This is a genomic window from Pseudomonas sp. BF-B-15, from assembly GCF_019946675.1.
Classification (GTDB): Bacteria; Pseudomonadota; Gammaproteobacteria; order Pseudomonadales; family Pseudomonadaceae; genus Aquipseudomonas; species Aquipseudomonas migulae.
Window position 1 is genome coordinate 14,780 of the sequence record NZ_JAGYFZ010000022.1, and the last position, 25,718, is coordinate 40,497.

The 25,718-nt window shown below is 59.8% G+C and carries 19 protein-coding genes and 1 pseudogene; 12 read left to right on the forward strand and 8 right to left on the reverse strand.

From position 1 onward, the window contains the following. Nucleotides 1-185: 185 nt before the first annotated feature. From KGA97_RS09825 to glnA, 4 genes are all read right to left on the reverse strand, one after another. Nucleotides 186-806 carry a DUF4124 domain-containing protein gene (locus KGA97_RS09825; protein ID WP_223480682.1) on the reverse strand — a complete coding sequence of 207 codons (621 nt, stop codon included), beginning with the start codon at nt 804-806 and terminating at the stop codon, nt 186-188. Further along, nucleotides 803-1,312: a DUF4124 domain-containing protein gene (locus KGA97_RS09830; protein WP_223480683.1), complete on the reverse strand. Its 510-nt coding sequence runs from the start codon at nt 1,310-1,312 to the stop codon at nt 803-805. Before KGA97_RS09830 ends, KGA97_RS09825 begins: the two co-directional genes overlap by 4 nt. A gap of 25 nt (nt 1,313-1,337) precedes the next feature. Next, nucleotides 1,338-1,763: a cupin domain-containing protein gene (locus tag KGA97_RS09835; RefSeq protein ID WP_411738760.1), complete on the reverse strand. Its 426-nt coding sequence runs from the start codon at nt 1,761-1,763 to the stop codon at nt 1,338-1,340. A 182-nt stretch (nt 1,764-1,945) separates the two neighbouring features. Next, the gene (glnA, locus tag KGA97_RS09840) at nt 1,946-3,352 is read right to left on the reverse strand and encodes a type I glutamate--ammonia ligase (RefSeq protein WP_008028021.1); all 1,407 of its coding nucleotides are present in this window, start codon (nt 3,350-3,352) and stop codon (nt 1,946-1,948) included. A gap of 330 nt (nt 3,353-3,682) precedes the next feature. On the opposite strand from glnA, the gene thiI reads away from it, so the two are divergent. Both thiI and typA read left to right on the forward strand, forming a co-directional pair. Beyond that, complete coding sequence (thiI, locus tag KGA97_RS09845; protein WP_008040995.1) at nt 3,683-5,137, forward strand: tRNA uracil 4-sulfurtransferase ThiI; 1,455 nt, start codon at nt 3,683-3,685, stop codon at nt 5,135-5,137. A 139-nt stretch (nt 5,138-5,276) separates the two neighbouring features. Further along, nucleotides 5,277-7,097, forward strand: coding sequence for a translational GTPase TypA (gene typA, locus KGA97_RS09850; RefSeq protein ID WP_008028025.1), 1,821 nt, complete (start codon nt 5,277-5,279; stop codon nt 7,095-7,097). 202 nt (nt 7,098-7,299) lie between these two features. Here typA and KGA97_RS09855 read toward each other — a convergent pair whose 3' ends face one another. After that, nucleotides 7,300-7,740 carry a YkgJ family cysteine cluster protein gene (locus KGA97_RS09855; protein ID WP_085988407.1) on the reverse strand — a complete coding sequence of 147 codons (441 nt, stop codon included), beginning with the start codon at nt 7,738-7,740 and terminating at the stop codon, nt 7,300-7,302. 259 nt (nt 7,741-7,999) lie between these two features. Here KGA97_RS09855 and KGA97_RS09860 point away from each other — a divergent pair, with 259 nt between their 5' ends. From KGA97_RS09860 to KGA97_RS09880, 5 genes are all read left to right on the forward strand, one after another. Beyond that, nucleotides 8,000-10,450, forward strand: coding sequence for a glycogen/starch/alpha-glucan phosphorylase (locus KGA97_RS09860; RefSeq protein WP_008028030.1), 2,451 nt, complete (start codon nt 8,000-8,002; stop codon nt 10,448-10,450). A 151-nt stretch (nt 10,451-10,601) separates the two neighbouring features. Next, nucleotides 10,602-14,195 (forward strand): DUF2339 domain-containing protein, encoded by a 3,594-nt coding sequence (locus KGA97_RS09865; protein WP_223480684.1) that lies wholly within the window; start codon nt 10,602-10,604, stop codon nt 14,193-14,195. Further along, a complete protein-coding gene (locus KGA97_RS09870; RefSeq protein WP_008040993.1) occupies nt 14,192-15,565 on the forward strand; it encodes a DUF3999 domain-containing protein in 1,374 nt (457 codons plus the stop codon). The genes KGA97_RS09865 and KGA97_RS09870 overlap by 4 nt, the downstream gene beginning before the upstream one ends. A 276-nt stretch (nt 15,566-15,841) precedes the next feature. Next, complete coding sequence (locus KGA97_RS09875) at nt 15,842-16,852, forward strand: class 1 fructose-bisphosphatase (RefSeq protein WP_008040991.1); 1,011 nt, start codon at nt 15,842-15,844, stop codon at nt 16,850-16,852. Nucleotides 16,853-16,854: 2 nt separating this feature from the next. Then, nucleotides 16,855-17,457 (forward strand): DUF924 family protein, encoded by a 603-nt coding sequence (locus KGA97_RS09880; RefSeq protein WP_223480685.1) that lies wholly within the window; start codon nt 16,855-16,857, stop codon nt 17,455-17,457. Between the two features lie 117 nt (nt 17,458-17,574). Here KGA97_RS09880 and KGA97_RS29565 read toward each other — a convergent pair whose 3' ends face one another. Together KGA97_RS29565 and KGA97_RS29570 are read right to left on the reverse strand one after the other, a co-directional pair. Continuing rightward, nucleotides 17,575-18,339 carry a methyl-accepting chemotaxis protein gene (locus tag KGA97_RS29565; protein WP_371927683.1) on the reverse strand — a complete coding sequence of 255 codons (765 nt, stop codon included), beginning with the start codon at nt 18,337-18,339 and terminating at the stop codon, nt 17,575-17,577. Nucleotides 18,340-18,432: 93 nt separating this feature from the next. Continuing rightward, nucleotides 18,433-19,467 (reverse strand): annotated as a pseudogene (locus KGA97_RS29570) (cache domain-containing protein); the annotation flags it as partial. A gap of 282 nt (nt 19,468-19,749) precedes the next feature. Between KGA97_RS29570 and KGA97_RS09890 the strand changes: the two are divergent. Next, complete coding sequence (locus KGA97_RS09890) at nt 19,750-20,004, forward strand: hypothetical protein (protein ID WP_008028040.1); 255 nt, start codon at nt 19,750-19,752, stop codon at nt 20,002-20,004. A 31-nt stretch (nt 20,005-20,035) separates the two neighbouring features. Next, nucleotides 20,036-20,605, forward strand: coding sequence for a lipocalin family protein (locus KGA97_RS09895; RefSeq protein WP_192417185.1), 570 nt, complete (start codon nt 20,036-20,038; stop codon nt 20,603-20,605). A 112-nt stretch (nt 20,606-20,717) separates the two neighbouring features. On the opposite strand, the gene KGA97_RS09900 is transcribed toward KGA97_RS09895, so the two are convergent. After that, the gene (locus KGA97_RS09900; protein WP_223480687.1) at nt 20,718-22,082 is read right to left on the reverse strand and encodes a formimidoylglutamate deiminase; all 1,365 of its coding nucleotides are present in this window, start codon (nt 22,080-22,082) and stop codon (nt 20,718-20,720) included. Between the two features lie 146 nt (nt 22,083-22,228). Between KGA97_RS09900 and hutC the strand changes: the two genes are divergently transcribed. The 3 genes from hutC to hutU all read left to right on the forward strand — a co-directional run bounded on the left by hutC (nt 22,229) and on the right by hutU (nt 25,639). Next, nucleotides 22,229-22,939, forward strand: a complete 711-nt coding sequence (gene hutC / locus KGA97_RS09905) for a histidine utilization repressor (RefSeq protein ID WP_172435301.1) — start codon at nt 22,229-22,231, stop codon at nt 22,937-22,939. Beyond that, a complete protein-coding gene (locus KGA97_RS09910; RefSeq protein ID WP_223436700.1) occupies nt 22,936-23,505 on the forward strand; it encodes a HutD family protein in 570 nt (189 codons plus the stop codon). The genes hutC and KGA97_RS09910 overlap by 4 nt, the downstream gene beginning before the upstream one ends. 445 nt (nt 23,506-23,950) lie before the next feature. Continuing rightward, nucleotides 23,951-25,639 carry a urocanate hydratase gene (gene hutU, locus KGA97_RS09915; protein WP_192226835.1) on the forward strand — a complete coding sequence of 563 codons (1,689 nt, stop codon included), beginning with the start codon at nt 23,951-23,953 and terminating at the stop codon, nt 25,637-25,639. Nucleotides 25,640-25,718 lie beyond the last annotated feature (79 nt).

Consider the following 25,718-nt stretch of genomic DNA (forward strand, 5'->3'; position numbering starts at 1 on the left):
TATGAGGAAAATGCAAAAACCAAACCAAGGCTCCGAAAAGAAGCGTCAAAGGCCTGAAACGGGCGTTTGACGCTCGTTTGCGTGGCGTTCTGCCAGCTTTTGCGGGTACTTTCGAACCAAAATGGGTTGATATTTGGGTACGGTGCAACCTATCGCACCAATATAGTGCGCAAAGCTGAACGAGGTTAGAAGAAACGCAGGAAGGGATTTTTTGGCTCGATGGGTTTGTCCTTGAGCGGACATTCCGGTCGTTGGCCGTAGTCGGTCAGCGCGCAGGGTTTGACCTGGCGTTTTTGTGCCAGGGAAATGCGCAGCATGTGGAAGGGTTGATTGGCGGTGCGCTCGACGATGCGGCCGTGTTCGTCGAGGATTTCCACGGACAGGTTGTGGCTGCCGCGATCGATGTTGCTCAAGGCGAACACCGGGCTCGGGCCAGGTTCAGCGGTGGGCTGCCCGTCCAGCAACAAGCGGTAGCGATGGCCTCGTTGCAGGCCGGGCTCGCTGGTGATGCTGACGATCAGCTCGCCGGCGCTGCTGCGGATTGTGGCGTCGGGCTCGGGAACCAGCACCCGGAGCATGTCATAGCGGAACATCGGCCTGGCTTCGGTTTTTTTCTCTGCGATCACCGGCGCTGCGCCGGTCGGGTTGGCGGACATGCGGTTGCTCGTCGCCAGCGGCACACGTTTGGCGTTGCCGGAGCCAGGCTGGTCGGTGAAGACCCGATTGCCCTGTGTGTCGATGTAAGTGAAGACTTCGGCCGATGCGGACAGCGCGATCAGGCAGGCGGCCAGCAGCCATAACCTCACGGCTTGTGCACTCGCTGTACCGTGAAGGTCACGGTCGGACTCTGCTGCACGATGTCCTCCCTGTCGATCACCTGCACCGCGAGGCTGTGAGTGCCGCGATCAATGTTGACCAGTTGCAGGATCGGCACGTTGCTCGGCTGGCCGTAAGGCTGGTCGTCCAGCAGCAGCCTGAAAAGATGCGGGCCTTGCAAGCGCGGTTTGATCGACACGTTGACGGTGAAGGTGCCGTTGTTGGCCCGCAGCGCTTCGGTGGTGGGCAGGTTGGTCAGCTCCAGCACCTCGTAGGCACTGCGAGGTTGTTCGCGGTTGGTGGCTTCTGCGAGTGGGGCAGGAGGCGCCTGGCGCTCGACGCTGTTGAGCGGCGGCAGTTCGACCGGCTGAGCCTTCACACCGTCGGGTGGTTGATTGCTGTAGGCGGTGTTGCCGGCGGCGTCGGTGTATTTGTAGATCTGAGCCATCGTGGGGAAAGCCAAAGAAAGCAGCAGAAGCATCAAGAGTGGCCGCATTCAGACTCCCTATGAGCAGCGAGGATTACTCCGACAATGGAATACCTTGGCTGCCAGCATAGAACACAATCAGTTCTACGGGCTTGTCGCCGGTTTTTCCCCGATGGGTGATATTGACCATTTCAGCCAGCGCCTCGCCTTGCTTGAAGCGCCGGATCTCGCCGCTATCCCTGCTCTCGACCGTCAGTTCGCCGGCAAGAATGTATGCCGCGTTGGGAATTGGATGGGTGTGCCAGTCGAGTTCCGTATTGGCGGGTATCTTGAGTTTGAGCAGTGACAGTTCGGGCGCGCTGTCGGGGTAGCGATCGTAAGGGGTGCTGTCCCAGGATGTGCTGCTTTGCAGCAGTATTTTACGTTCTACCTTCATTGTCGTCGGTGATGTGGTGTCGCAGCCCTGTAAGGCCGTCATGGCCAAAGCTGCAAGCAGAGGGGTAAGCAGGCAGGTTTTCATTGTTCCATCCTTTGAGAGCAGGCAAGTCGGAACAGGCTACGAGCAACTCAAAAGGGTTTATGCCGGACGATGCTGTGAATGCCCTAGGAGATTTAGGCGTCTCTTGTCAGAAATCGCCCACAAAAAAGGCCTCCCGAAGGAGGCCTCTTTTTTGTCACGCCGCTTGCGCAGGCGCTACCGGATCAGCAGCTGTAGTACAGCTCGTATTCCAGTGGGTGTACGAAGGTGCGTACCTTGATTTCTTCTTCGCTTTTCAGAGCGATGTAAGCGTCGATGAAGTCATCGGAGAACACGCCGCCTTTGGTCAGGAACGCACGACCTTTGTCCAGCTCTTCCAGGGCTTCTTTCAGGCTGCCGCAAACTTGTGGGATCTCTTTCGCCTCTTCAGGCGGCAGGTCGTACAGGTTTTTGTCAGCTGCATCGCCAGGGTGGATCTTGTTCTGGATACCGTCCAGGCCAGCCATCATCAGTGCTGCGAAGCACAGGTACGGGTTGGCAGCTGGATCCGGGAAGCGTGCTTCGATACGGCGGCCTTTCGGGCTCGACACGTAAGGAATACGGATCGAAGCGGAGCGGTTACGGGCCGAGTAGGCCAGCATTACTGGAGCTTCGAAGCCTGGAACCAGACGCTTGTAGGAGTTGGTCGCCGGGTTGGTGAAGCCGTTCAGGGCCTTACCGTGTTTGATGATGCCGCCGATGAAGTACAGAGCGGTATCGGACAGACCGGCATAGCCTTCACCTGCGAAGGTGTTCTTGCCGTCTTTCCAGATGGACATGTGCACGTGCATGCCCGAGCCGTTGTCGCCGTACAGTGGCTTAGGCATGAAGGTAGCGGTGCGGCCGTAGGCATCGGCCACGTTGTGCACGACGTACTTCAGGGTTTGGGTTTCGTCGGCTTTCTTCACCAGGGTGTTGAACTTGACGCCGATTTCGTTCTGGCCGGCAGTTGCCACTTCGTGGTGGTGAACTTCGACGGTCAGGCCCATTTCTTCCAGTGCGTTGCACATGGAGGTACGGATTTCGTGGTCGTGGTCGAACGGTGGAACCGGGAAGTAGCCGCCTTTGACGCCTGGACGGTGGCCTTTGTTGCCGCCTTCCACGTCCTGGTCGGACATCCACGAGCCTTGTTCAGAGTAGATCTTGAACATGGAGCCGGAGATGTCGGACTTGAACTTCACTTGGTCGAAGATGAAGAACTCTGGCTCCGGACCGGCATACACAGTGTCGCCGATGGCGGTGGATTTGAGGTATTCCTCTGCGCGCTTGGCGATCGCACGTGGGTCGCGATCGTAGCCTTGCATGCTCGAAGGTTCGATGATGTCGCAGACCAGGATCAGGGTCGGCTCTTCGGTGAACGGGTCCAGTACGGCAGTGCTGTCGTCCGGCAGCAGGATCATGTCGGAGGCTTCGATGCCTTTCCAGCCAGCGATGGAGGAACCGTCGAACATCTTGCCGACTTCGAAGAAGTCTTCATCCAGCGCGTCGCGAGCCGGCATGGTCACGTGGTGCTGGGTGCCTTTGGTGTCCGTGAAGCGCAGATCAATCCACTTGACGTCATGATCTTTGATGAGTTGAACCGACTTCGACATAGTGTCCTCCGGGTGGCTTCGGGCTTAGTAGTGGATGCCCTTAGAATGTGGGTGATGCCGGCGCGAATACTCTGCCAAGGCAACCTGCCTCACAAGGGAGCAAATTGCATGCCAGTGCCCCACCATGGGTTTTTTGCCCCAATATCACGCTTATAAAGGTGTAAAGCGCATTAATGGGGAAAATCCCGCCCTACAATGTGGCGCTAAAATCAATAAATGACCTGTTTTGGTGCGTGCAAAACCTTCTGCACATTAACTGGTTAAACCTTGAGCAATTTCCGCTATAATCCGCGCCCCCCTTTTTCGGCAGGCCTCGCGCGCGCTGTTTCCATGAAATTAATCGTAAAAGTCTTCCCAGAGATCACCATCAAGAGCCGCCCGGTACGGATGCGTTTCATCCGCCAGTTGGCCAAGAACATCCGTGCCGTGCTCCGCGATCTGGATCCGGCCGTGGTGGTGAACGGCGTGTGGGACAACCTCGAGCTGGAAACCCGCGTCAGCGATCCCAAGGCTCTGAAGGAGATGGGCGAGCGTCTGAGCTGCATGCCGGGCGTCGCGCACTTCCTGCAAATCGATGAGTACCCGCTGGGTGATTTCGACGACATCGTTGAAAAATGCAAGCAGCACTACGGTGATGCACTGGCCGGCAAGATTTTCTCGGTGCGTTGCAAACGCGCCGGCAAGCACCCATTCAGCTCGATAGATATTGAGAAATACGTCGGTAGCCAGTTGCGCCGCCAGTGCGGTGCCGCCGGGATCGACCTGAAAAAACCTGAAATCGAAGTCCGAATCGAAGTTCGCGACCAACGGTTGTTCGTGATCCACAGTCAGCACAACGGCATCGGCGGTTATCCGCTGGGTGCACTGGAGCAGACACTTGTGCTGATGTCCGGCGGCTTCGATTCCACTGTGGCGGCCTACCAGATCATGCGTCGCGGCCTGATGGCCCACTTCTGCTTCTTCAACCTGGGCGGAAGGGCCCACGAACTGGGCGTGATGGAAGTCGCGCACTTCATCTGGAAGAAGTACGGCAGCTCCCAACGCGTGTTATTTGTCAGTGTGCCGTTCGAGGAAGTACTGGGAGAAATTCTCGGTAAAGTCGATAACAGTCATATGGGCGTAGTATTGAAGCGTATGATGTTGCGCGCTGCGACCCAAATTGCCGATCGACTGCAAATCGAAGCGCTGGTGACCGGGGAGGCGATCTCCCAGGTGTCGAGCCAGACATTGCCGAATCTGAACGTGATCGACTGCGTGACCGAGAAGCTGGTGCTGCGCCCGCTGATCGCCAGTCACAAGCAGGACATCATCGATCTGGCCAACGAAATCGGTACCGCCGATTTCGCCCGGCACATGCCGGAGTATTGCGGGGTCATTTCAGTCAACCCGAAGACGGCTGCCAAGCGCCACCGGGTGGAGCATGAAGAGAAAGAATTCGACATGGCAGTCCTTGAGCGTGCGCTCGAGAACGCCAAACTGGTGCCGATCGATCGCGTGATCGACGAATTGGGCCAGGATTTGCAGATCGAAGAAGTCAGCGAAGCACTGGCGGGCCAGATCATCATCGACATCCGTCACCCGGATGCCGCTGAAGACGAGCCGCTGGAACTCGGTGGCATTGAGGTACAGACGATGCCGTTTTATGCATTGAACGCTCGTTTCAAGGAACTGGACCCTACTCGCCAGTACCTGCTGTATTGCGACAAAGGCGTGATGAGTCGCCTGCATGCCCACCATTTGCTCAGTGAGGGGCATGCCAATGTGCGCGTTTATCGACCGAGCTAAGAGCCCGGGGCTGTTTGCCTGTGGCCTGCGTCATCGGCCCCCCGACTCTGCCGTCAAGCTGTAACGGCAAGGCCTGACTCTACTGTTAATCGCTGCCAAGACTTGTCAGCACACCGAATCCTCTGATCGAGATACACAAGTGATCGAAAATCTACGCAACATCGCCATCATTGCTCACGTTGACCATGGTAAAACCACCTTGGTAGACAAACTCCTGCGTCAATCCGGCACTCTGGAGCGCAACGAGCTCAACGACGAGCGCGTGATGGACTCCAACGACCAGGAAAAAGAGCGCGGTATTACCATTCTGGCGAAAAACACCGCCATCAACTGGAACGGCTACCACATCAACATCGTGGACACCCCGGGCCACGCCGACTTCGGCGGCGAAGTTGAACGCGTAATGTCGATGGTTGACTCCGTTCTGCTGCTGGTTGACGCTCAAGACGGCCCTATGCCGCAAACCCGTTTCGTGACCAAGAAGGCTTTCGAAGCCGGCCTGCGTCCGATCGTGTGCATCAACAAGGTTGACCGTCCAGGCGCGCGTCCGGACTGGGTTCTGGACCAGATCTTCGACCTGTTCGACAACCTGGGTGCCACCGAAGAACAGCTGGACTTCAAAGTCGTCTACGCCTCGGCCCTGAACGGCATTGCCGGTCTGGACCACACCGACATGGCTGAAGACATGACCCCGCTGTACCAGTCGATCGTCGACAACGTACCTGCGCCGAAAGTTGACCGTGAAGGCCCGTTCCAGATGCAAATCTCGGCACTGGACTACAACAGCTTCCTGGGTGTTATCGGTGTTGGCCGTATCGCTCGTGGTAGCGTCAAGCCGAACACTCCTGTTGTCGCCATCGGCGCCGACGGCAAGAAACGCAACGGCCGTATCCTGAAGCTGATGGGTCACCACGGTCTGCACCGTATCGACGTTGAAGAAGCGTTTGCCGGTGACATCGTGTGCGTGAGCGGTATGGACTCGCTGTTCATCTCCGACACCCTGTGCCAGCCGGACAACGTCGAGGCGATGAAGCCTCTGACCGTTGACGAGCCAACCGTTTCCATGACCTTCCAGGTGAACGACTCGCCTTTCTGCGGTAAAGAAGGCAAGTTCGTGACTTCCCGTAACATCAAGGAACGTCTGGACAAAGAGCTGCTGTACAACGTTGCTCTGCGCGTTGAAGAAGGCGACTCGGCTGACAAGTTCAAGGTTTCCGGCCGTGGTGAGCTGCATCTCTCGGTACTGATCGAAACCATGCGTCGCGAAGGCTTCGAAATGGGCGTTGGTCGTCCTGAAGTGATCATCCGTCAGGTTGACGGCGTGAAGCAGGAACCGTTTGAAAACGTCACCATCGACACCCCTGAAGAATCCCAGGGCAAGGTCATGGAAGAGATGGGTCTGCGTAAGGGCGACCTGACCAACATGGTGCCGGATGGCAAAGGCCGTGTGCGTCTGGAATACAACATCCCTGCTCGTGGTCTGATCGGTTTCCGTAACCAGTTCCTGACCCTGACCAACGGTGCTGGCATCCTGACCTCGATCTTCGATCGCTACGACACCATGAAGTCCGGCGACATGTCCGGTCGTCAGAACGGTGTTCTGGTATCGGTAGAAACCGGCAAGGCTCTGACCTACTCCCTGGAAACCCTGCAGGCACGTGGCAAGCTGTTCGTTGAACACGGTCAGGAAATCTACAACGGTCAGATCGTTGGTCTGAACAGCCGTGATAACGACATGGGCGTCAACCCAACCAAAGGTAAGAAGCTCGACAACATGCGTGCTTCGGGTAAAGACGAAACCATCGCTCTGGTTCCACCTGTTCGCTTCACCCTGGAACAGGCCCTGGAATTCATCCAGGACGACGAGCTGTGCGAAGTTACTCCTAAGTCCATCCGTCTTCGCAAGAAGATCCTGGACGAAGGCGAGCGTACCCGCGCTGCCAAGAAAGCCAAGAACTGAGTTTTAGTTCAGGCTGAATGAAAACGCCCCCGGTCGTAAGGCCGGGGGCGTTTTTGTTTGTCTGCGATTTGTGTGGTGTTTTCAACGGCCCCTTCGCGGGCAAGTCGGATCGCCGCATCGCTCGCTCCTACAGGTTATGCGCTGCCCTTGTAGGAGCGAGGCTTGCCCGCGAAGGCGCCCGTTCAGGCGCCGATAATCCAGATCAGAATTTCTCGAGAGGCCGACGGCTGCTGCTGGTCTCGCGCGCCACTTCTTTCGGCTTGTAAGCGCAATACCCAGGTCGCGGCCCGATCTTCGGGTGGTTGCGGCAAGTATCCGGGCGCTTTTCATAAATAGTGCACAGACGGCTCTTACGATCCAGGTACAGGCAATCGTTGTTGCTCATGCGCTGGAGGGTGAAGATCTCGGTCTTCTGGCTATAACGCTCGACGATCCCTTCCTTCTGCAAACGCTTGGCGATGTTCTTCGCCGGTTCGCCGCGCTCGAACTCGTCGACGATGCCGATGCGGATCAGATCCTTGATCTTGACCTCGACCGGCAGGGTGCAGCAGCTGGATATGCAGGAACCGCACATCGGCGCAGAGTATTTGGCCCAGGTATCGAGACGATCGATCTCTGCGGCGGCGATCAGGTTGGGCTTCATCATCGGTTGTTACCAGCGTGTGCATCAGGGCGCGCGATCATACCGGGACTGGTGGATTTTTGAACAACCTTTCGCCAGATTTTTTTAACTGTGGTCAACAACCCTTGAATTCCGGCACGGCCCCTGCATTGATTCAGGTACACGACAAGGTAATGCCGACCTATCTCGCACTAACAGGAAAAACTGCCGAACCAGAGCCTCTACCGCCTGTCAGACCGTCTAGGCTCAGACAACTCAAAGCTCGCTCGAGGTCTTATCGATGACTCAAGAACCACTTGTTCGCGAAGCAGAGGTGGCCGCATTCCGCGACGCCGTCTTGACCAAACTCACCTACGCGGTGGGTAAAGACCCGGATCACGCCTTCGACCACGACTGGTTCGAAGCCATTGCGCTGGCTGCGCGCGATCACATGGTCGAGCACTGGATGGACCACACCCGGCAGATCTACCGCAAAGGTCAGAAGCGGGTTTATTACCTCTCCCTGGAATTTCTCATCGGCCGGCTGCTCTACGACAGTTTGAGCAACCTCGGCCTGCTCGACGTCGCCCGCGAAGCGCTGACCGAGCTCGGCGTCGACCTCGAACGTATCCGCCTGCTGGAGCCCGACGCAGCCTTGGGCAACGGCGGCCTCGGTCGTCTGGCGGCGTGCTTCATGGAAAGCATGTCGACCCTCGGCATCGCCGGCCACGGTTATGGCATTCGTTACGAACACGGCTTGTTCCGCCAGGCGATTGTCGATGGCTGGCAGCAGGAACAGACCGAACACTGGCTGGATTTCGGCAACCCGTGGGAATTCGAACGGCCAGAAGTGGTTTACCCGATCGGCTTCGGCGGCAGCGTCGAAACTGTGACCGACTCAAACGGCAAGTCCAAGCAAGTCTGGTCCCCGGCGGAAACCGTGCGCGCCATTGCTTATGACACTCCGGTAGTCGGCTGGCGCGGGGCGAGCGTCAACACGCTGCGCCTGTGGCGTGCCCGTGCGATGGAAGATTTGCACCTTGAGCGCTTCAACGCCGGCGACCACCTCGGCGCGGTCGCTGAAGTGGCGCGGGCGGAAAGTATCTCTCGCGTACTGTACCCGGCGGACAGCACCGAAGCCGGACAGGAACTGCGCCTGCGCCAGGAATACTTCTTCGTCGCTGCATCTCTCCAGGATTTGCTGCGCCGTCATCGCAACATGCACACCTCGGTGCTGACCCTGGGCGACCACGCGGCAATCCAGCTCAACGACACTCACCCGTCCATTGCCGTGGCCGAGTTGATGCGCCAATTGGTCGATGTCTACGACGTGGCGTGGGACGCCGCGTGGCAGGTCACCGTCGACACGCTTTCGTACACCAACCACACGCTGTTGCCGGAAGCGCTGGAAACCTGGCCGGTCGGTTTGATGGAGCGGATGCTGCCAAGGCACATGCAGATCATTTACCTGATCAACGCCCAGCACATCGACTCGCTGCGCGCCAAAGGCATCCATGATTTTGATGTGCTGCGCGCGGTATCGCTGATCGAAGAGGACAACGGTCGCCGTGTGCGCATGGGCAACCTGGCGTTCCTTGGCTCCCACAGCGTCAACGGCGTGTCCGGGCTGCACACGCAACTGATGCGCAAAACCGTGTTCTCGGAACTGCACAAGCTCTACCCGGAGCGGATCAACAACAAGACCAACGGCATTACCTTCCGCCGCTGGTTGTATCAGGCCAACTCGGAATTGACCTCGATGCTGGTCGATGCCCTCGGCCCTGATCTGTTGGATAACCCGGAAGAGCGCTTGCTCGATCTGGAACCGTTCGCGGAAAAAGCCGCGTTCCGCAAGGCCTTCGCCGAACAGCGTCTGCACAGCAAAAAAGCGCTGGCGTACATCATTCACGAACGCCTTGGGGTTGCGGTCAACCCGGCGGCGATGTTCGACGTGCAGGTCAAACGGATCCACGAATACAAACGTCAGTTGCTCAACTTGCTGCACACCGTCGCGCTGTATCAGGCGATTCGCGCCGAGCCGGAAATCGACTGGGTGCCGCGAGTGAAGATCTTCGCCGGCAAGGCCGCCGCCAGTTATCACCAGGCCAAGCTGATCATCAAACTGACCAACGACATCGCCCGGGTGGTGAACAACGACCCGACTGTGCGCGGCTTGCTCAAAGTGGTGTTCCTGCCTAACTACAACGTCAGCCTGGCGGAGAGCATCATTCCGGCGGCGGATTTGTCCGAGCAGATTTCCACCGCAGGCTTCGAAGCGTCGGGCACCAGTAACATGAAGTTCGGCCTCAACGGCGCGCTGACGATTGGCACGCTGGACGGCGCCAACGTGGAAATGTGCGAGCGCATCGGCGCCGAGCACATGTTTATCTTCGGCCTCAGCGCGCAGCAGGTTGAAGCGCGTAAACAGAATCATGAGTTCAATGCGACGCCGGATATTGCCGCGTCCCATCGGCTCAATGATGTGCTGCAAGCGATTCGTGGCGGGGTGTTCTCGCCGGATGATCCGTCCCGTTACACCGGCTTGATCGATTCGCTGATCGACTACGACCGCTTCCTGGTCTGCGCCGATTTCGATTCCTACTGGGACGCGCAGATGCGTGTTGAAGCCCATTGGCACGATTCGAACGAGTGGTGGCGTTCGGCGGTGTTGAACACGTCCCGGATGGGCTGGTTCTCTTCTGACCGGACCATTCGCGAGTACGCGACGGATATCTGGAAAGCATTGGAGTAACTTTTAGCCACAAATGTGCGCAAGGTCCGACGGTTGTTGGACCTGACCGATATACTAAGCACCAGTTTGCCAGATGTTTCAGTGATGTCCTTGCCCGCGAAAGCATCAGCGCAGACACCGCAAGGCAATGGGCCGCTTAGGGATATCGACCATGCAATGGATGTTCATGCTGATAGGGCTGGTGCTGGGCTGGATACTCGACGAGTCGTTCAGCGACGCGCTGTTGGGTGCGTTACTCGGGTTGGGTATCGGCCAGGCCATTCGCATCGGCCGTTTGGGTTCACAGGCGGCTGAACAGCGCGCTCTGCTGGAGCAGGCGCAGGTGGCGCTGAATGCGGTCCAGCAACGCCTGGCCACGCTGGAGGTGTCTGGCGTCAAGGCGCCTGAAACCAGCGAGCCGCTTGCCGAGGAACCGCTTGCCAGCGAACCGGCCCCGTCCCCCGTATTCATTCTCGAAGAAGTCCCTGTCTCTTCCCCGGAGATGGTCTGGGAACTCCCGCCCGAACTCGAACCGATCACCGCGACAGCGACGCAAACCAGCCGTCCGCTGCCCGACGATGCCTGGAAGCCCGAGCCGGTTGCCCGCGAGCCCGCCGTCCCGCGGGGCCCGAACTTCATCGAGCGCGCCATCAGCGGTGCCCGTAACTGGCTGTTCGGTGGCAACACCGTGCTGCGGGTCGGTGTGGTGCTGTTGTTCCTCGGTCTGGCGTTTCTGCTGCGCTATGCCACCGAAGGCATGGTGGTGCCGATCGAACTGCGTTACGCCGGGGTGGCGGCGGCTGCGTTGGCCCTGCTCGGTCTGGGCTGGTGGCTGCGTCATCGCAACACTAACTATGCGTTGATGCTGCAAGGCACCGGGATCGCCGTGTTGTACCTGACGGTGTTCGCGGCCATGCGTTTGCATCCGCTGCTTGATCCGACGGCGGCGCTCGGGTTGCTGGTGGCGGTGACGGTGTTCTCGGCCATTCTGGCCATCACTCAAGACTCGCTGGCACTGGCGTGCGCCGCCGCGTTGGGTGGTTTCGCCGCGCCGATCCTGACGTCCACCGGCGCCGGCAACCATGTCGCGCTGTTCAGCTATTTCGCCTTGCTCAACACCGGCATTCTCGCCATCGCCTGGTTCAAGGCCTGGCGGCTGCTCAACCTGATCGGCTTTGTCGGCACCTTCGGCATCGGTTTCGCCTGGGGCCTGCGCTCCTACACACCGGAGCTGCTGTGGAGCACCGAGCCGTTCCTGATTGTGTTTTTCCTGATGTACCTGGCCATCGGGCTACTGTTTGCACGACGCAAGTTGCTGGAAATGAGCGACGCGCCCGAGGACGACAGTCGCGAGGCGCTGCTGCACTGGTCGGCGCGCAAAGGTGACTACGTCGACGGCACGATGCTGTTCGGCCCGCCGCTGGTGGGTTTCGGTTTGCAGTTCGCGCTGGTCCAGCATCTGGAGTTCGCTGCCGCTTTCAGTGCATTGGCGCTGGGCATGATTTACATGGGCCTGGCCCGCCTGCTGATGGGTGGCCGAGCGTTGTTGCTGGCGGAAACCTGTCTGGCGTTGGGCGTGATCTTCGCCAGTCTGGCGATCCCGTTGGGGCTTGATGCGCGCTGGACAGCGGCCGCTTGGGCGGTGGAAGGCGCCGGGATTTTCTGGCTCGGATTGCGTCAGCAACGACCGCTGGCGCGCGCCTTTGCATTGCTGCTGCAACTGGGTTCGGCGCTGGCGTTCCTCAGTGAGCTGCGGTTCGGCGAAAGTAGCCTGCTGGAAGGTGCGCCGCTGGGCGCGTTGATGCTCGGCATGGCGCTGCTGTTCAGTTTCTACCAATTGCGCAACGCCTTGCCTGAGCAGACGTTGGCGTGGGAGCGCAAAGGCTTGCCGGTGCTGGCGTGCCTCGGCCTGACCTTCCTCTATCTGCTGGCGCCGCTGTTCTTCTTTACCCACGGCACGGCGATCAGTTGGGCGCTGGCCGGTCTGGCGACGTTGTTTGTCGGTCTGCGTCTGCAATCGCGCACCTTCCTCTTCACCGCGTTCGCTGTGCAATTGCTGGGCGGCGCGTTGTTCCTGCTGCGCCTGCAAGGTGCGAGCGGTGAGTCTGGCGCGGTGTTCAGCGCCGGTTGGAGCGGTTTGCTCAGCGCGTCGCTGATCGGCCTGGCGTTGATCGCCGGTATGTTGCTGGCCGCCCGCGATGACATGGTGCGCAGCGATGTTCGGCTGTTACGCGGTTTGTCGGTGGTGTTGCTAGCCGGTCTGGTGCTGATCAACCTCGCTGTTCTGTTCGTGCTGCCGTGGCAAACCGCAAGTGCGGTGTGGGCGGCCAGTGGTCTGTTCATTATCTGGCTGAGCCTTTATCTGAAGCAGCGCGTGAGTTTCGTCTTCGGTCTGCTGTTGCAGGTGATTGGCGGGGCGGCGTTCCTGTTCGTCGGGCCGGACCTGCTGGGGCCGCTGGCCAGCGAAGGGCTCAAACCATTGGCGCATAGCGGATTCTGGACGCCGTTGGTGCTGGGGCTGGCGGCGCTGGTCGGCGCCTGGCGCTTGCAGCTCGGCAACCATGCTTCGGCGTTCGATGTCCTGAGTTTGCAGCGTTTGTCCGAAGTGCTGCTGGTGTGGGGCGCGGGTTGGTGGGCGTTGGCGTGGATCAGTGAAGTGCTGCGTTTTGCACCGATGAATCTTCAGGCGACGTTGCTGCTGGCAGTCGCGGCGCTGAGCGTCGCGCTGTGGGCCGTGTTGGCGTTGCGCCTGAAATGGCCGTCGCTGGGTTTGCTCTGCACTTTGCTGATTCCTGCGGCGGGTGTGGTATTGCTCGGGGCATGGCACGCGCGTTACCACCCGGCGGCCGACTTTGGCTGGCTCGTCTGGGCGGCGGTGTTCGTCGTGCATTTCATCTCGTTGCGGCGTCTGGCGCCGATGCTCCCCGAGCGGGCTTTGAGCACCGCTCATGTGCTCGGTTGCTGGCTGTTGATCGGTGTGCTGGCGCTGGAGTTGCGTTACGGCTTGCTGCTGTTGTCCGAGCAATACAACGCCTGGCGTTGGCTGGGTTGGGCGATTCTGCCGAGTGTTTATCTGGTGTTGATGGCCGCACCGCGTGCCTGGCCGTGGCCGGTGTCGGCTTATCCGCGCGAGTATCGACTGTACGCGGCGGCGCCGCTGGCCTTGCTCATGCTCGGCTGGTTCTGGCTGGCGAACATTGTCAGCGACGGCACCGCCGAGCCGCTGCCCTATGTGCCGCTGATCAATCCGCTGGAGTTGGGGCTGCTGTTTGCGCTGTTCGGCGTTTACGTGTGGGCCCGCAGCGCCGTGACGCAATTGGCGATCCGCAAGGACATCTTCGATCACGCCACGCAGCTGATCGCGGGTGTTTCGCTGTTCGCGTTTTTCACTGCGCTGGTGAATCGCACGGCTCACCAATGGGGCGGCGTACCGTTCGAGCTGGATTTGCTGCTCGCGTCGATGCAGGTGCAGGCCGGTCTGTCGATCGTCTGGACCTTGATGGCGCTGAGTCTGATGATCGGTGGCCATCTGCGTCATCGTCGCGAAGTCTGGCTGATCGGCGCGGCGCTGATCGGTGTGGTGGTCGCGAAACTGTTCTTTGTCGAATTGAGTAACCGTGGCGGACTCGCCCGGATCGTCTCGTTTATCGGTGTTGGCGTGTTGCTGTTGGTGGTGGGCTATTTCGCCCCGTTGCCGCCCAAGCGCGTCGACGCTACGCCGGAATCTGGAAAACCGGCCCCGGAAACCGAAGGAGTGTCGTCTTGAGTCAAAAGCTGAACCTGGTCTGGTTGGGCGCTGTTGCGTTGGGCGTGGCGCTGTCGGCCAACGCGCAGGAAAAACCGGCGGACTTCGCCACGCAAGTGCCGTTGACCGTGAGCGGCGAAGGTCCGTGGTATCGCCTCGAATTGCCCTTGGCCGTGCAGCTGAATGCGCGACAAACCGACCTCAGCGATGTGCGCGTGTTCAACGCGGCCGGTGAGGCTCAGGCCTACGCCGTGGCGCGGGAGACCGCGAAAACCGGCGAAACCCCCACCCTGACCGACGTGAAATGGTTCCCGTTGTACAACTCGGCGGACGCCACCGAGCGCGCGCCGAGTGTGCGGGTGCAATCGAGCGCCAATGGCACGTTGGTCGAAGTGCAGCCGTCGAGTCAGCTGGAGGTGGGCGAAGAAGTGCTGAGCGGTTGGCTGCTCGACGCCAGCGGCATCAAGGCACCGTTGCAGCAATTGATCCTCGACTGGACCAGCGAGCGCGATGGCTTCCAGCGTTTCAGCATCGAAGCCAGCGACGATTTGCAGCATTGGCAGTCGTGGGGTGACGGGCAGGTGGCGCGGCTGACGTTTGCCGACGAGCGGGTCGAGCAGCATGAGGTCGGCTTGCCGGGACAATCGGCGCGCTATCTGCGTTTGTTGTGGAACACGCCACAATCGGCGCCGATATTGACCTCGGCGCAACTGCAAAGCGCCAGCACGCGCAGCCTGCCGCTGCCATTGGTCTGGTCGCAACCGTTGGCGGGCGCCAGCGTGAAGGCGGGTGAATACACCTGGCAATTGCCGATGGGGTTGAACGTCGAGCGCGTGCAGGTCGAGCTGAATCAGCCAAACAGCCTGGCGCCGGTGACGTTGTCCGGTCGTCGGGAAAGCAGCCTGCCGTGGCAGCCGTTGAGCAGTGGTTTGCTCTATCGCCTGACCCAGAGTGGCCAGGACGTGGTGCAGAACGAATTGCAGTTGCCGGGGCAAACCGTGCAGCAGTTGAAGTTGACGGTGGACGAGCGCGGCGGTGGCTTGGGCGCCGAGGCGCCGACGGTGCGTTTCGCTGTGCGCTCGACGCAACTGGTGTTCCTGGCGCGCGGTGCCGGGCCTTATACGCTGGCGCTGGGCAGTGCGACGGTGAAAGCGGCGAACCTGCCGCTGGCAACGTTGATTCCGGATTACAGCGCGGCGAAGTGGGCGGCGTTGGGCAAGGCTACGGTGTCGGGCGGGGTGGTAGAGACGCCGAGCTCCACGCTCACATCCGTTGCACAGGCTGAACCGAACTGGAAGAAGTTCGGGTTGTGGGCGGTGTTGTTGCTGGGTGTTTTGTTTTTGGCGGCGATGGCGTTCAGCTTGTTGCGTAAACCCCCGGCCAATTCCTGAGAAAGGCTGGCGCTGCGCGCCATTCGCGGGCAAGCCTCGCTCCTACAGGTGTACGCGTTCCACTGTAGGAGCGAGGCTTGCCCGCGAAGACTGACTGTCAGGCAACAAAAATCTCAAAACTGCCGCCCGTCGCCGGCCCACATCCGGCCGGTTTCGATCTACGCTAAACCCGGCACATGAACTCTGTTGGATGTATCACGTCTGATAGGAGGAAATACGCCCCGACTCGCGTTAAACTGCGCGGGTTTTTAGCCCCCCATTCCACCGGAGCCTTCCATGTCCCGCGTTACCCTGAGTCGCTATTTGATTGAGCAGACCCGTAGCAACAACACCCCTGCCGATCTGCGTTTCCTGATCGAAGTGGTGGCGCGCGCCTGTAAAGAAATCAGCCACGCCGTCTCCAAAGGCGCCCTGGGTGGTGTTCTGGGCAGCATGGGCACTGAAAACGTCCAAGGTGAAGTGCAGAAGAAGCTGGACGTGATGTCCAACGACATCCTGCTCGAAGCCAACGAATGGGGCGGTCACCTGGCCGGCATGGCGTCCGAAGAAATGGACAATGCCTACCAGATCCCGGGCAAATACCCGAAAGGCGCGTACCTGCTGGTATTCGACCCGCTGGACGGTTCGTCGAACATCGACATCAACGCGCCGGTCGGTACGATCTTCTCGGTGCTGCGTTGCCCGAACGAATACCTGACCCAGAACGAGCCTTTGAACGAAAAGGCCTTCCTGCAGCCAGGCGCTCAGCAAGTTGCCGCCGGTTACGCGATCTACGGCCCACAGACCATGCTGGTACTGACCCTGGGCAATGGCGTCAAAGGCTTCACCCTGGACCGTGAAATGGGCAGCTTCGTACTGACCCACGAAGACATCACGATCCCTGAGTCTACTCAGGAATTCGCGATCAACGCCTCCAACCAGCGTCACTGGGAAGCGCCGGTACAGCGTTACGTCAGCGAATTGCTGGCTGGCGATGAAGGCCCGTTGAAAAAGAACTACAACATGCGCTGGGTTGCCGCGATGGTTGCCGACGTGCACCGCATCCTGACCCGTGGCGGTCTGTTCATGTACCCACGCGACAGCCGTGAGCCGTCGAAGCCGGGCAAACTGCGCCTGATGTACGAAGCCAACCCGATGTCGTTCCTGGTTGAACAGGCGGGCGGCGCGTCCACCGACGGCCACCAGCGCATCCTCGACATTCAACCGGAAGGCCTGCACCAGCGCGTAGCAGTGTTCCTCGGTTCGAAAGAAGAAGTCGCACGCGTCACGGCTTACCACAAGGAATAAACATGACCGCGCCCTGGCAGCCGTTGCTCGAATGGTGGTTCGGAAATTCCGAATCGTCGAACGAAGTAGCGGCTGAGAAGGGCAGGTTATGGTTCGGCAAGCACGACAGCCAGGACCTCGAAGCGCAGACGCGTTTCGGGGACTGGGTCGAGCAGGCACTGGCCGGCGGATTGACTGACTGGGCGCAACGCCCGGAAGGTTGGCTGGCCTTGGTGCTGCTGCTCGATCAACTGCCGCGAATGATCTTTCGCGAAACACCCAAATCCTTTTCCGGCGATCTCAGGGCTCAGGCATTGGTGGCGCAAGGCATTGCTGCGGATTTCGATCGGCAGTTGAAGCCGATTCAGCGGGTGTTCATCTATCTGGTGTTCGAGCACTGCGAGAATCTGGCGGTGCAGAATGAGGCCGTCTCACGCTATATCGATCTGGTGGCGCAACAGCCAGAGGGCGACCGGAAACTCTTTAGCAACTATCTGAGCTACGCCGAGAAGCACCAGCAGGTGATTGCGCGGTTTGGACGGTTTCCGCATCGCAATGCGGTGTTGGGAAGGGAGTCTACGGTTGAGGAGTTGGCGTTTCTTTCGCAGCCTGGCTCAAGGTTCTAAATCTTCATTGCGGCTGAAGCCGTCATCGCGAGCAGGCTCGCTCCCACAGTGGATCTCCAGCGTTACGAAGATCCATGTGGGAGCGAGCCTGCTCGCGATGAGGCCCGCAAGAGCGCCTTAAATCCTGAAGCTACCGACCAACTGCTTAAGACGCGCCGCCTGCTGCTCCAGATCGGAACACGCACGCAACGTCGCCTGAAGGTTCTCCACCCCTTCCTGGTTCAGCGTGTTGATCTCGGTAATGTCGACATTGATCGACTCCACCACCGCAGTCTGCTCTTCCGTCGCCGTGGCCACGGACTGGTTCATCCCGTCGATCTCGCCAATCCGCTGTGTCACGCTACCCAGACGCTCGCCCGCCTGATTGGCGATGCCGACGCTGCTTTCACTCTGACGCTGGCTGTCGGTCATGGTGCTCACCGCTTCACGGGCGCCGACTTGCAGTTCCTCGATCATCTTCTGCACTTGCTGCGCCGAGTCCTGGGTGCGATGCGCCAGGTTGCGCACTTCGTCGGCGACCACGGCAAAACCGCGCCCGGCTTCACCGGCACGGGCGGCTTCGATGGCGGCGTTCAGCGCCAACAGGTTGGTCTGCTGCGAGATACTGGTGATCACTTCCAGAATCTGCCCGATGTTCACCGTGTTGCTGTTGAGCGTTTCGATGTTGCCGCACGAATCGCTGATCTTCGCCGAGAGCTGCTGCATCGCCGCGATGGTTTTATCCACCACTTGCTGACCGTCTTCGGCCAAGGCGCGTGCATCGCTGGAATGCTGCGAGGCGAGGGCGGCGTTCTGGGCGATTTCCTGAGCGGCGGCGCCCAGTTCATTGATGGCGGCGGCCACGCTGCTGGTGCGCGAGGCTTGCTGGTCGGAGTTGAACATCGACGAGTTGGACGCGGCGACAACGCGCAGGGCGACCTCGTTGACCTGGCCGGTGGCCGAGGACACTTCGCGAATCGAGGTGTGAATCCGCTCGACAAAGCGGTTGAACGAAGTACCCAGCGCGCCGAATTCGTCGTGGCCGTGAATGGTCAGGCGTTTGGTCAGGTCGCCTTCACCTTCGGCGATGTCATGCATGGCGCGGCCCATGGTCAGCAGCGGCTGCATCAGGAAACTGATCAGCATGCCCAGCAGCGCGATGATGATCACTACGGCGATAACCATGGCGATGATCGCCGAGGTGCGGAATTCGCTGAGCATCGAGAACGCGGTGTCCTGATCCAGCACCAGCGCCACATACCAATCCGCCGACGGCACGCCGTTGACGTGAGTGAAGGAGATGAACTGGCGCTTGCCGTCGACCTCGACCTCTTTCATGCCCGGGCTGACTTGCGGCGCGCCGTTCGGGTAGGCCTCGGCGAGGTTCTTGAGCACCAGTTTGCTGTCCGGGTGAATCAGGATCTTGCCGTCGGCGCTGACGATAAACGCATGGCCGTGACCACCGAAGTTCAGCGAGTTGATGATCGCGCTGACGCTGGACAGGTCAATGTCGGCGCCGGCGACGCCGATCATCTGGTTCTGATGCTTCACCGGTGTGGCCACGGTGATCACCAGTTTGCCGGAGGACGCAGCGATGTACGGTTCGGTGACGATGGTCTGTTGCGCGCCGTTGGCCGCCTTGTACCAGCCACGCGCGCGAGGGTCGTAATCGGCGGCGCGATTGCCGGCCGGAACCGAGAACATCACGCCGTCAGTGCCGCCGAAGTAGCTCAGCTGGAAATTGCTGGTGTAGGCCGGCAAGTCGATGGCGCGCTTGAGGCTGGCCTGGGCGCTGCCGTCCACGGCGATCTGCTGGGACAACGATTGCAACAGCTGGATGCGGCTTTCCAGCCAGGTTTGAATGTTGCTGGTGGTCAGGCTGCCGAGTTCCTGCATCGACGATTCGGTACTGCTGCGCAAGGTCTGGCGCTGGCGGTAGTCGTTGAAGAGGATGAAACAGGCGAATGCAACGGCCACCACGAGGGCAGCAGCCAACAAGATTTTGTGGCTGAACTTCATGTTTCTGGTCATTAAATGAACTACCGCGGAGGTGCTGGTCGACAAGGGGCGTCAATTTGCCACAGGAACGGGCTTTGCGCTGCTTTTATGTCGACTGAGCGGCGCCAAAGATTAGGAGAATTCTGTCAAAACCGACGAAATGCTCAACAACACGAGAAAGTGGCTGATTTTTCGGCAAAAGGCAGACGAGCGGCCCGATAAATAGGCGCTCGGTCAGGGAACCAGACAGGGGTTTTCTCTTCTAAGCTTCAGCTTGGCTGTCATGCCATTCCCCTTTGTCCCAGGAGCTACACAATGTCGCTGCGTTCCATCGCCCTGCTTTCGTTCTGCGTCTTGCTGGCCGCGTGCGGCAAAATCAATCAGGAAAACTACTCCAAGTTGTCGACAGGCATGGCCAAGGCCGAGGTGGAAACCTTGCTGGGCAAACCTACCGACTGCGCGGGCGCGCTCGGCATGTCCAGTTGCACCTGGGGCGACAAGAACAGCTTTATCAGCGTGCAGTACGCCGGTGACAAAGTGTTGATGTTTTCCGGCCAAGGCCTGAAGTAAACCGGGGCGATATGCCCTCGGGAGAAAAACAATGAAGCGGTTATTGATCCTCCTTTTTGCCAGCCTGGTATTGGCCGGCTGCGCCACTTCTGGTGAAAATCCGTTGGCGCCGAAAACGGTCAACAGCGTCAATCTCAAGAAGTACCAAGGGACCTGGTACGAGCTGGCGCGTCTGCCGATGTATTTCCAGCGCAACTGCGCGCAATCCGAAGCGCATTACACGCTCAAGCCGGACGGCAACATTCTGGTGCTGAATCGCTGCCTGACGGCGGATTGGCAATGGGAAGAGGCCAAGGGCACGGCTTATCCACAGGTGCCGGGCAAGACCGACAAGTTGTGGGTCGAGTTCGATACCTGGTTTTCGCGGTTGATACCTGGCGTGGCGAAGGGCGAGTACTGGGTGTTGTTCGTCAGCGACGACTACAAGACTGCGATCGTCGGCGACCCGAGCCGCCGCTATCTGTGGCTGCTGTCGCGAACCCCGACGGTCAACGGTGTAGTACGCGAAGAACTGCTGAGCAAGGCGCGTCAGCAGGGGTATGACACCACGCGGCTGATATGGCGTGCGACGGATACGCAGATGGCCAAGACCTCTAACTGATCACGCACCCTTTGTAGGAGCCGGCTTGCCGGCGATGGGGCCGTCATGTTCAACATCACTGTTGACAGACAGTCCGCCATCGCCGGCAAGCCGGCTCCTACAAGGGTTTGTGTTAACCCAAGAGGTCGCGCAGGACCTGGGTGAACGCGCGGTTACTTTCTTCTTCTGCGGCATGTCGCCCATCGCGCACAACCCACTGGCCATTGACCAGCACATCGCGCACCTGGCGATCGCCGCCGGCAAACAACCAACGATTGAGAATCCCGTCGCCACTGGCGGTCGCCAGGTACGGATCGTTGCCGTCCAGCACCAGCCAATCTGCCCGTTTGCCAACTTCCAGCGCACCGATCGGCTGCCCCATCGCCTGCGCGCCGCCGTCGAGTGCCGCGTCGTACAGCGTACGGCCGACCATCGGTTGATCCGCGCCATACAACCGGTTGCGCCGCTGATCGCGCAGGCGCTGGCCGTATTCCAGCCAGCGCAATTCTTCCACCACGCTCAGCGACACATGGCTGTCAGAACCGATGCCCATGCGCCCACCTTGAGCGAGGAAGTCCACCGCCGGGAAAATCCCGTCGCCGAGGTTGGCTTCGGTGGTCAGGCACAAACCGGCAATGGCGCGACTCTTGGCCATCAGCGTCACTTCTTCCGGGTTGGCGTGGGTCGCGTGGACCAGGCACCAGCGTTGGTCGACTTCGGTATTTTCGTACAGCCATTGCAGCGGCCGGCGACCGCTCCAGCTCAGGCAGTCGTCGACTTCCTTCTGCTGCTCGGCGATGTGAATGTGCACCGGGCACTGCTTGTCGCTGGCCGCCAGTACTTCGCTAATCTGTTGCGGTGTTACCGCACGCAACGAGTGGAAACACAGACCCAGCGATTGGGCCGGTTGCTGCGCCAGGATCGGCTGCAAGCGCGACTGGAGCTTGAGGTAGTTTTCAGTGCTGTTGATAAAGCGACGCTGGCCGTCGTTCGGCGTCTGGCCGCCGAAACCGGAATGGCTGTAGAGCACCGGCAGCAGGGTCAAACCGATGCCGACGGAGCTGGCCGCCTGACTGATGCGCAATGCCAGTTCGGCCGGATCTGCATAGGGTTGGCCGCTTGTGTCGTGGTGCACGTAATGAAATTCCGCCACCGAGGTGTAACCGGCCTTGAGCATTTCGATGTACAGCTGACGGGCGATTACGCCGAGTTGGTCGGGGCTGATTTTTCCGACGAGACGGTACATCAAATCGCGCCAGGTCCAGAAACTGTCGTTCGGATTACCGGCCACTTCCGCCAGCCCGGCCATCGCTCGCTGGAACGCGTGGGAGTGCAGATTCGGCATGCCTGGCAGCAGCGGACCGCTTAGCCGTTCGGCACCATCTGCGTGGGAATCGGCCTGGATATGGGTCAAAACGCCGTCGGCGCTGACCTCAAGACGTACATTGTTGGCCCATCCACTAGGCAGCAGCGCGCGTTCGGCAAAGAAGGCGGACATGGTTCAGCACCCCATCGTGTGTTATTTGTATATACATATACAGACGTTTGCCTGCCCGGTAAACTCCGGCAAGCTAGCAACCTCTCTTCAACGAACAAGGATTAACCGTGCCGACTCCGCCTGCAGTGTCACCGTTGGCCGCGAACATGGGCGACAGTCCGGCGCCCTTGTACGCCCGCGTCAAACAGATGATCACCCAGCAAATCGACAGTGGAAACTGGCCGCCGCACTACCGCGTTCCGTCGGAAAGCGAGTTGGTCAGCCAACTCGGTTTCAGCCGCATGACCATCAACCGCGCGCTGCGCGAGATGACTGCCGACGGTCTGTTGGTGCGTATGCAAGGCGTCGGCACGTTCGTCGCCGAACCGAAAAGCCAGTCCGCGCTGTTCGAAGTGCACAACATCGCCGACGAAATCGCCTCCCGTGGCCATCGCCATACCTGCAAGGTCATTACCCTTGAAGAAGAGGCCGCCGGTTCCGAGCGCGCCCTGGCGCTGGACATGCGTGAAGGTCAAAAAGTCTTCCACTCGCTGATCGTGCATTTCGAAAACGACATTCCGGTGCAAATCGAAGACCGTTTCGTCAACGCGCTGGTCGCCCCGGACTACCTCAAGCAGGACTTCACGCTGCAAACGCCTTACGCCTATCTGAACCAGGTCGCGCCGCTGACCGAAGGCGAGCATGTGGTCGAGGCGATTCTGGCCGAGGCCAGCGAGTGCAAATTGCTGCAGATTGAGAAAGGCGAGCCGTGCCTGCTGATTCGTCGCCGCACCTGGTCTGGCCGTCAGCCAGTGACCGCCGCCCGTTTGATCCACCCTGGTTCCCGTCATCGTCTGGAAGGTCGGTTTCATAAATGAGTCAGATAAAGGTTTTACGTGCCGTTGATTACCCGCGCATGCCGTGGAAAAACGGCGGCGGCAGCACTGAAGAAATCACCCGCGATGCGGGTACTGGCCTGGATGGTTTCGGCTGGCGCCTGTCGATTGCCGATATTGGTGAGTCGGGTGGCTTCTCGACGTTCACTGGCTATGAGCGAGTGATCACCGTGCTGCAAGGCGACGGCATGACCTTGCGCGTCGACGGCCAGGACACGCATCCGTTGTTACCGCTGGAACCGTTTGCGTTCAGTGGCGAGAGCCAGGTGTCGTGCACTCTGCTTGGCGGGCCGATTCGCGACTTCAACCTGATTTATGCGCCGCAGCGTTACAGCGCACGGTTGCAGTGGCTGGACGGCGAACAACGGTTTTTCAGTTCGGCGGGCACGGTGTTGGTGTTCAGTGTCGGCGAGGCGCTGGAAGTGCAGGTTGGTAACAACACCCAGCAATTGGGTCGCCATGACTGCCTGCAACTCGACGGTAATAACGGCCTGCTGGAAGTCTCCAGTAAAGGCCCGTGCTGTGTGGTCGAGCTGACTGCACGCTGATCCAAAATCCTTTCGCGGGCAAGCCTCGCTCCTACAGTGGACCGCAGATCCCCTGTAGGAGCGAGGCTTGCCCGCGAAGTTTTTCCACCGATCAAATCCGTTCCCTAATGCGCACCACTTTGTTACCGAACGCCCCAGCGTGGCGCAAAACCACGCTCAAGTAACAACAGTCCTCCCCTCCGCAAAATCCTCCCGAAAAATTTCATCTTCTCCAAAACCCTTGATCCAGGGGGCTTCCAGCCTTCCAAAAACTTTTCTTGAACACCCATCCAACAAGTTGGCCGCTTGATTGCATATGCTTGTATGTACAAGTAAAGACGTATGCGTATGAGTCGATCGAGACTCTCCGCAGCGTCCACTGATTCGCTTGTGTCGCGTTGACGCGCACAGGCTGGCTTACCCACCGCCAGGGTTGGTTTGAATTGATCGCTGAGGAGTCTTTTTCGTGACTGACAATACCCAGAAACCTACTAAGTTTCGTGACGTTGAAATCCGTGCCGCCCGCGGTAACAAGCTGACCGCCAAGAGCTGGCTGACCGAAGCGCCGCTGCGCATGCTGATGAACAACCTCGACCCGGAAGTCGCCGAGAACCCTAAAGAGCTGGTGGTTTACGGTGGTATCGGTCGTGCGGCGCGTAACTGGGAATGCTACGACAAGATTGTCGAAAGCCTGACCAACCTGAACGAAGACGAGACCCTGCTGGTGCAATCCGGCAAGCCGGTCGGCGTGTTCAAGACCCACAGCAACGCTCCGCGCGTACTGATCGCCAACTCCAACCTGGTGCCACACTGGGCGAGCTGGGAACACTTCAACGAACTCGACGCCAAAGGCCTGGCCATGTACGGCCAGATGACCGCCGGCAGCTGGATCTACATCGGTAGCCAGGGCATCGTTCAAGGCACCTACGAAACCTTCGTCGAAGCCGGTCGCCAACACTACAACGATGACCTCAAAGGTCGTTGGGTCCTGACCGCAGGCCTGGGCGGCATGGGCGGCGCTCAACCTCTGGCTGCAACCCTGGCCGGCGCTTGCTCGCTGAACATCGAATGCCAACAGGTCAGCATCGACTTCCGTTTGAACAGCCGCTACGTCGACGAGCAAGCCAAAGACCTCGACGACGCTCTGGCCCGCATCGAGAAATACACCAAGGAAGGCAAAGCGATTTCCATCGCCCTGCTGGGTAACGCCGCTGAAATCCTGCCGGAACTGGTCCGCCGCGGTGTGCGTCCGGACATGGTCACCGACCAGACCAGCGCCCACGACCCGCTCAACGGTTACCTGCCGGCCGGCTGGACCTGGGAAGAGTATCGCGCTCGCGCCAAGACCGAGCCTGCTGCCGTGGTGAAAGCGGCCAAGCAATCGATGGCCGTGCACGTTAAAGCGATGCTGGATTTCCAGAAAATGGGCATCCCGACTTTCGACTACGGCAACAACATCCGTCAGATGGCCCAGGAAGAAGGCGTGGAAAACGCATTCGACTTCCCAGGCTTCGTACCGGCTTACATCCGTCCGCTGTTCTGCCGTGGCATCGGCCCGTTCCGTTGGGCTGCACTGTCGGGCAACGCCGAAGACATCTACAAAACCGACGCCAAGGTCAAAGAACTGATCCCGGACGACGCCCACCTGCACAACTGGCTGGACATGGCGCGCGAGCGCATCAGCTTCCAGGGTCTGCCGGCACGTATCTGCTGGGTTGGCCTGGGCCTGCGCGCCAAGCTCGGTCTGGCGTTCAACGAAATGGTACGCAGCGGTGAATTGTCCGCGCCAATCGTGATCGGCCGCGACCACCTGGACTCCGGTTCGGTGTCGAGCCCGAACCGCGAAACCGAATCGATGCAAGACGGTTCCGATGCCGTGTCCGACTGGCCTCTGCTCAACGCCCTGCTGAACACCGCGAGCGGCGCGACCTGGGTTTCCCTGCACCACGGCGGCGGCGTCGGCATGGGCTTCTCCCAGCATTCCGGCATGGTGATTGTCTGCGACGGTACTGACGAAGCGGCCGAGCGTATTGCCCGCGTTCTGCACAACGACCCGGCCACCGGCGTTATGCGTCACGCCGATGCGGGTTACCAGATCGCGATCGACTGCGCCAAGGAACAAGGGCTGAACCTGCCGATGATTACCGGTAAATAACGCAACACCTCTGTAGGAGCCAGCTTGCTGGCGATGGCGATTTACCTGATACATCAGGGTGCCTGAATCGCCGGCAAGC

What these genes read in the sequence shown, in the direction of transcription:
- KGA97_RS09910 (WP_223436700.1), top strand. Translation starts at nt 22,936, where the DNA reads ATGAGTCAGATAAAGGTTTTACGTGCCGTTGATTACCCGCGCATGCCG.
- KGA97_RS09855 (WP_085988407.1), bottom strand. Translation starts at nt 7,740, where the DNA reads ATGAAGCCCAACCTGATCGCCGCCGCAGAGATCGATCGTCTCGATACC.
- KGA97_RS09880 (WP_223480685.1), top strand. Translation starts at nt 16,855, where the DNA reads ATGACCGCGCCCTGGCAGCCGTTGCTCGAATGGTGGTTCGGAAATTCC.
- KGA97_RS09865 (WP_223480684.1), top strand. Translation starts at nt 10,602, where the DNA reads ATGCAATGGATGTTCATGCTGATAGGGCTGGTGCTGGGCTGGATACTC.
- KGA97_RS09875 (WP_008040991.1), top strand. Translation starts at nt 15,842, where the DNA reads ATGTCCCGCGTTACCCTGAGTCGCTATTTGATTGAGCAGACCCGTAGC.
- KGA97_RS09860 (WP_008028030.1), top strand. Translation starts at nt 8,000, where the DNA reads ATGACTCAAGAACCACTTGTTCGCGAAGCAGAGGTGGCCGCATTCCGC.
- KGA97_RS09895 (WP_192417185.1), top strand. Translation starts at nt 20,036, where the DNA reads ATGAAGCGGTTATTGATCCTCCTTTTTGCCAGCCTGGTATTGGCCGGC.
- thiI (WP_008040995.1), top strand. Translation starts at nt 3,683, where the DNA reads ATGAAATTAATCGTAAAAGTCTTCCCAGAGATCACCATCAAGAGCCGC.
- hutC (WP_172435301.1), top strand. Translation starts at nt 22,229, where the DNA reads ATGGGCGACAGTCCGGCGCCCTTGTACGCCCGCGTCAAACAGATGATC.
- KGA97_RS09830 (WP_223480683.1), bottom strand. Translation starts at nt 1,312, where the DNA reads ATGCGGCCACTCTTGATGCTTCTGCTGCTTTCTTTGGCTTTCCCCACG.
- KGA97_RS09900 (WP_223480687.1), bottom strand. Translation starts at nt 22,082, where the DNA reads ATGTCCGCCTTCTTTGCCGAACGCGCGCTGCTGCCTAGTGGATGGGCC.
- KGA97_RS29565 (WP_371927683.1), bottom strand. Translation starts at nt 18,339, where the DNA reads ATGTTCAACTCCGACCAGCAAGCCTCGCGCACCAGCAGCGTGGCCGCC.
- KGA97_RS09835 (WP_411738760.1), bottom strand. Translation starts at nt 1,763, where the DNA reads ATGAAAACCTGCCTGCTTACCCCTCTGCTTGCAGCTTTGGCCATGACG.
- glnA (WP_008028021.1), bottom strand. Translation starts at nt 3,352, where the DNA reads ATGTCGAAGTCGGTTCAACTCATCAAAGATCATGACGTCAAGTGGATT.
- KGA97_RS09890 (WP_008028040.1), top strand. Translation starts at nt 19,750, where the DNA reads ATGTCGCTGCGTTCCATCGCCCTGCTTTCGTTCTGCGTCTTGCTGGCC.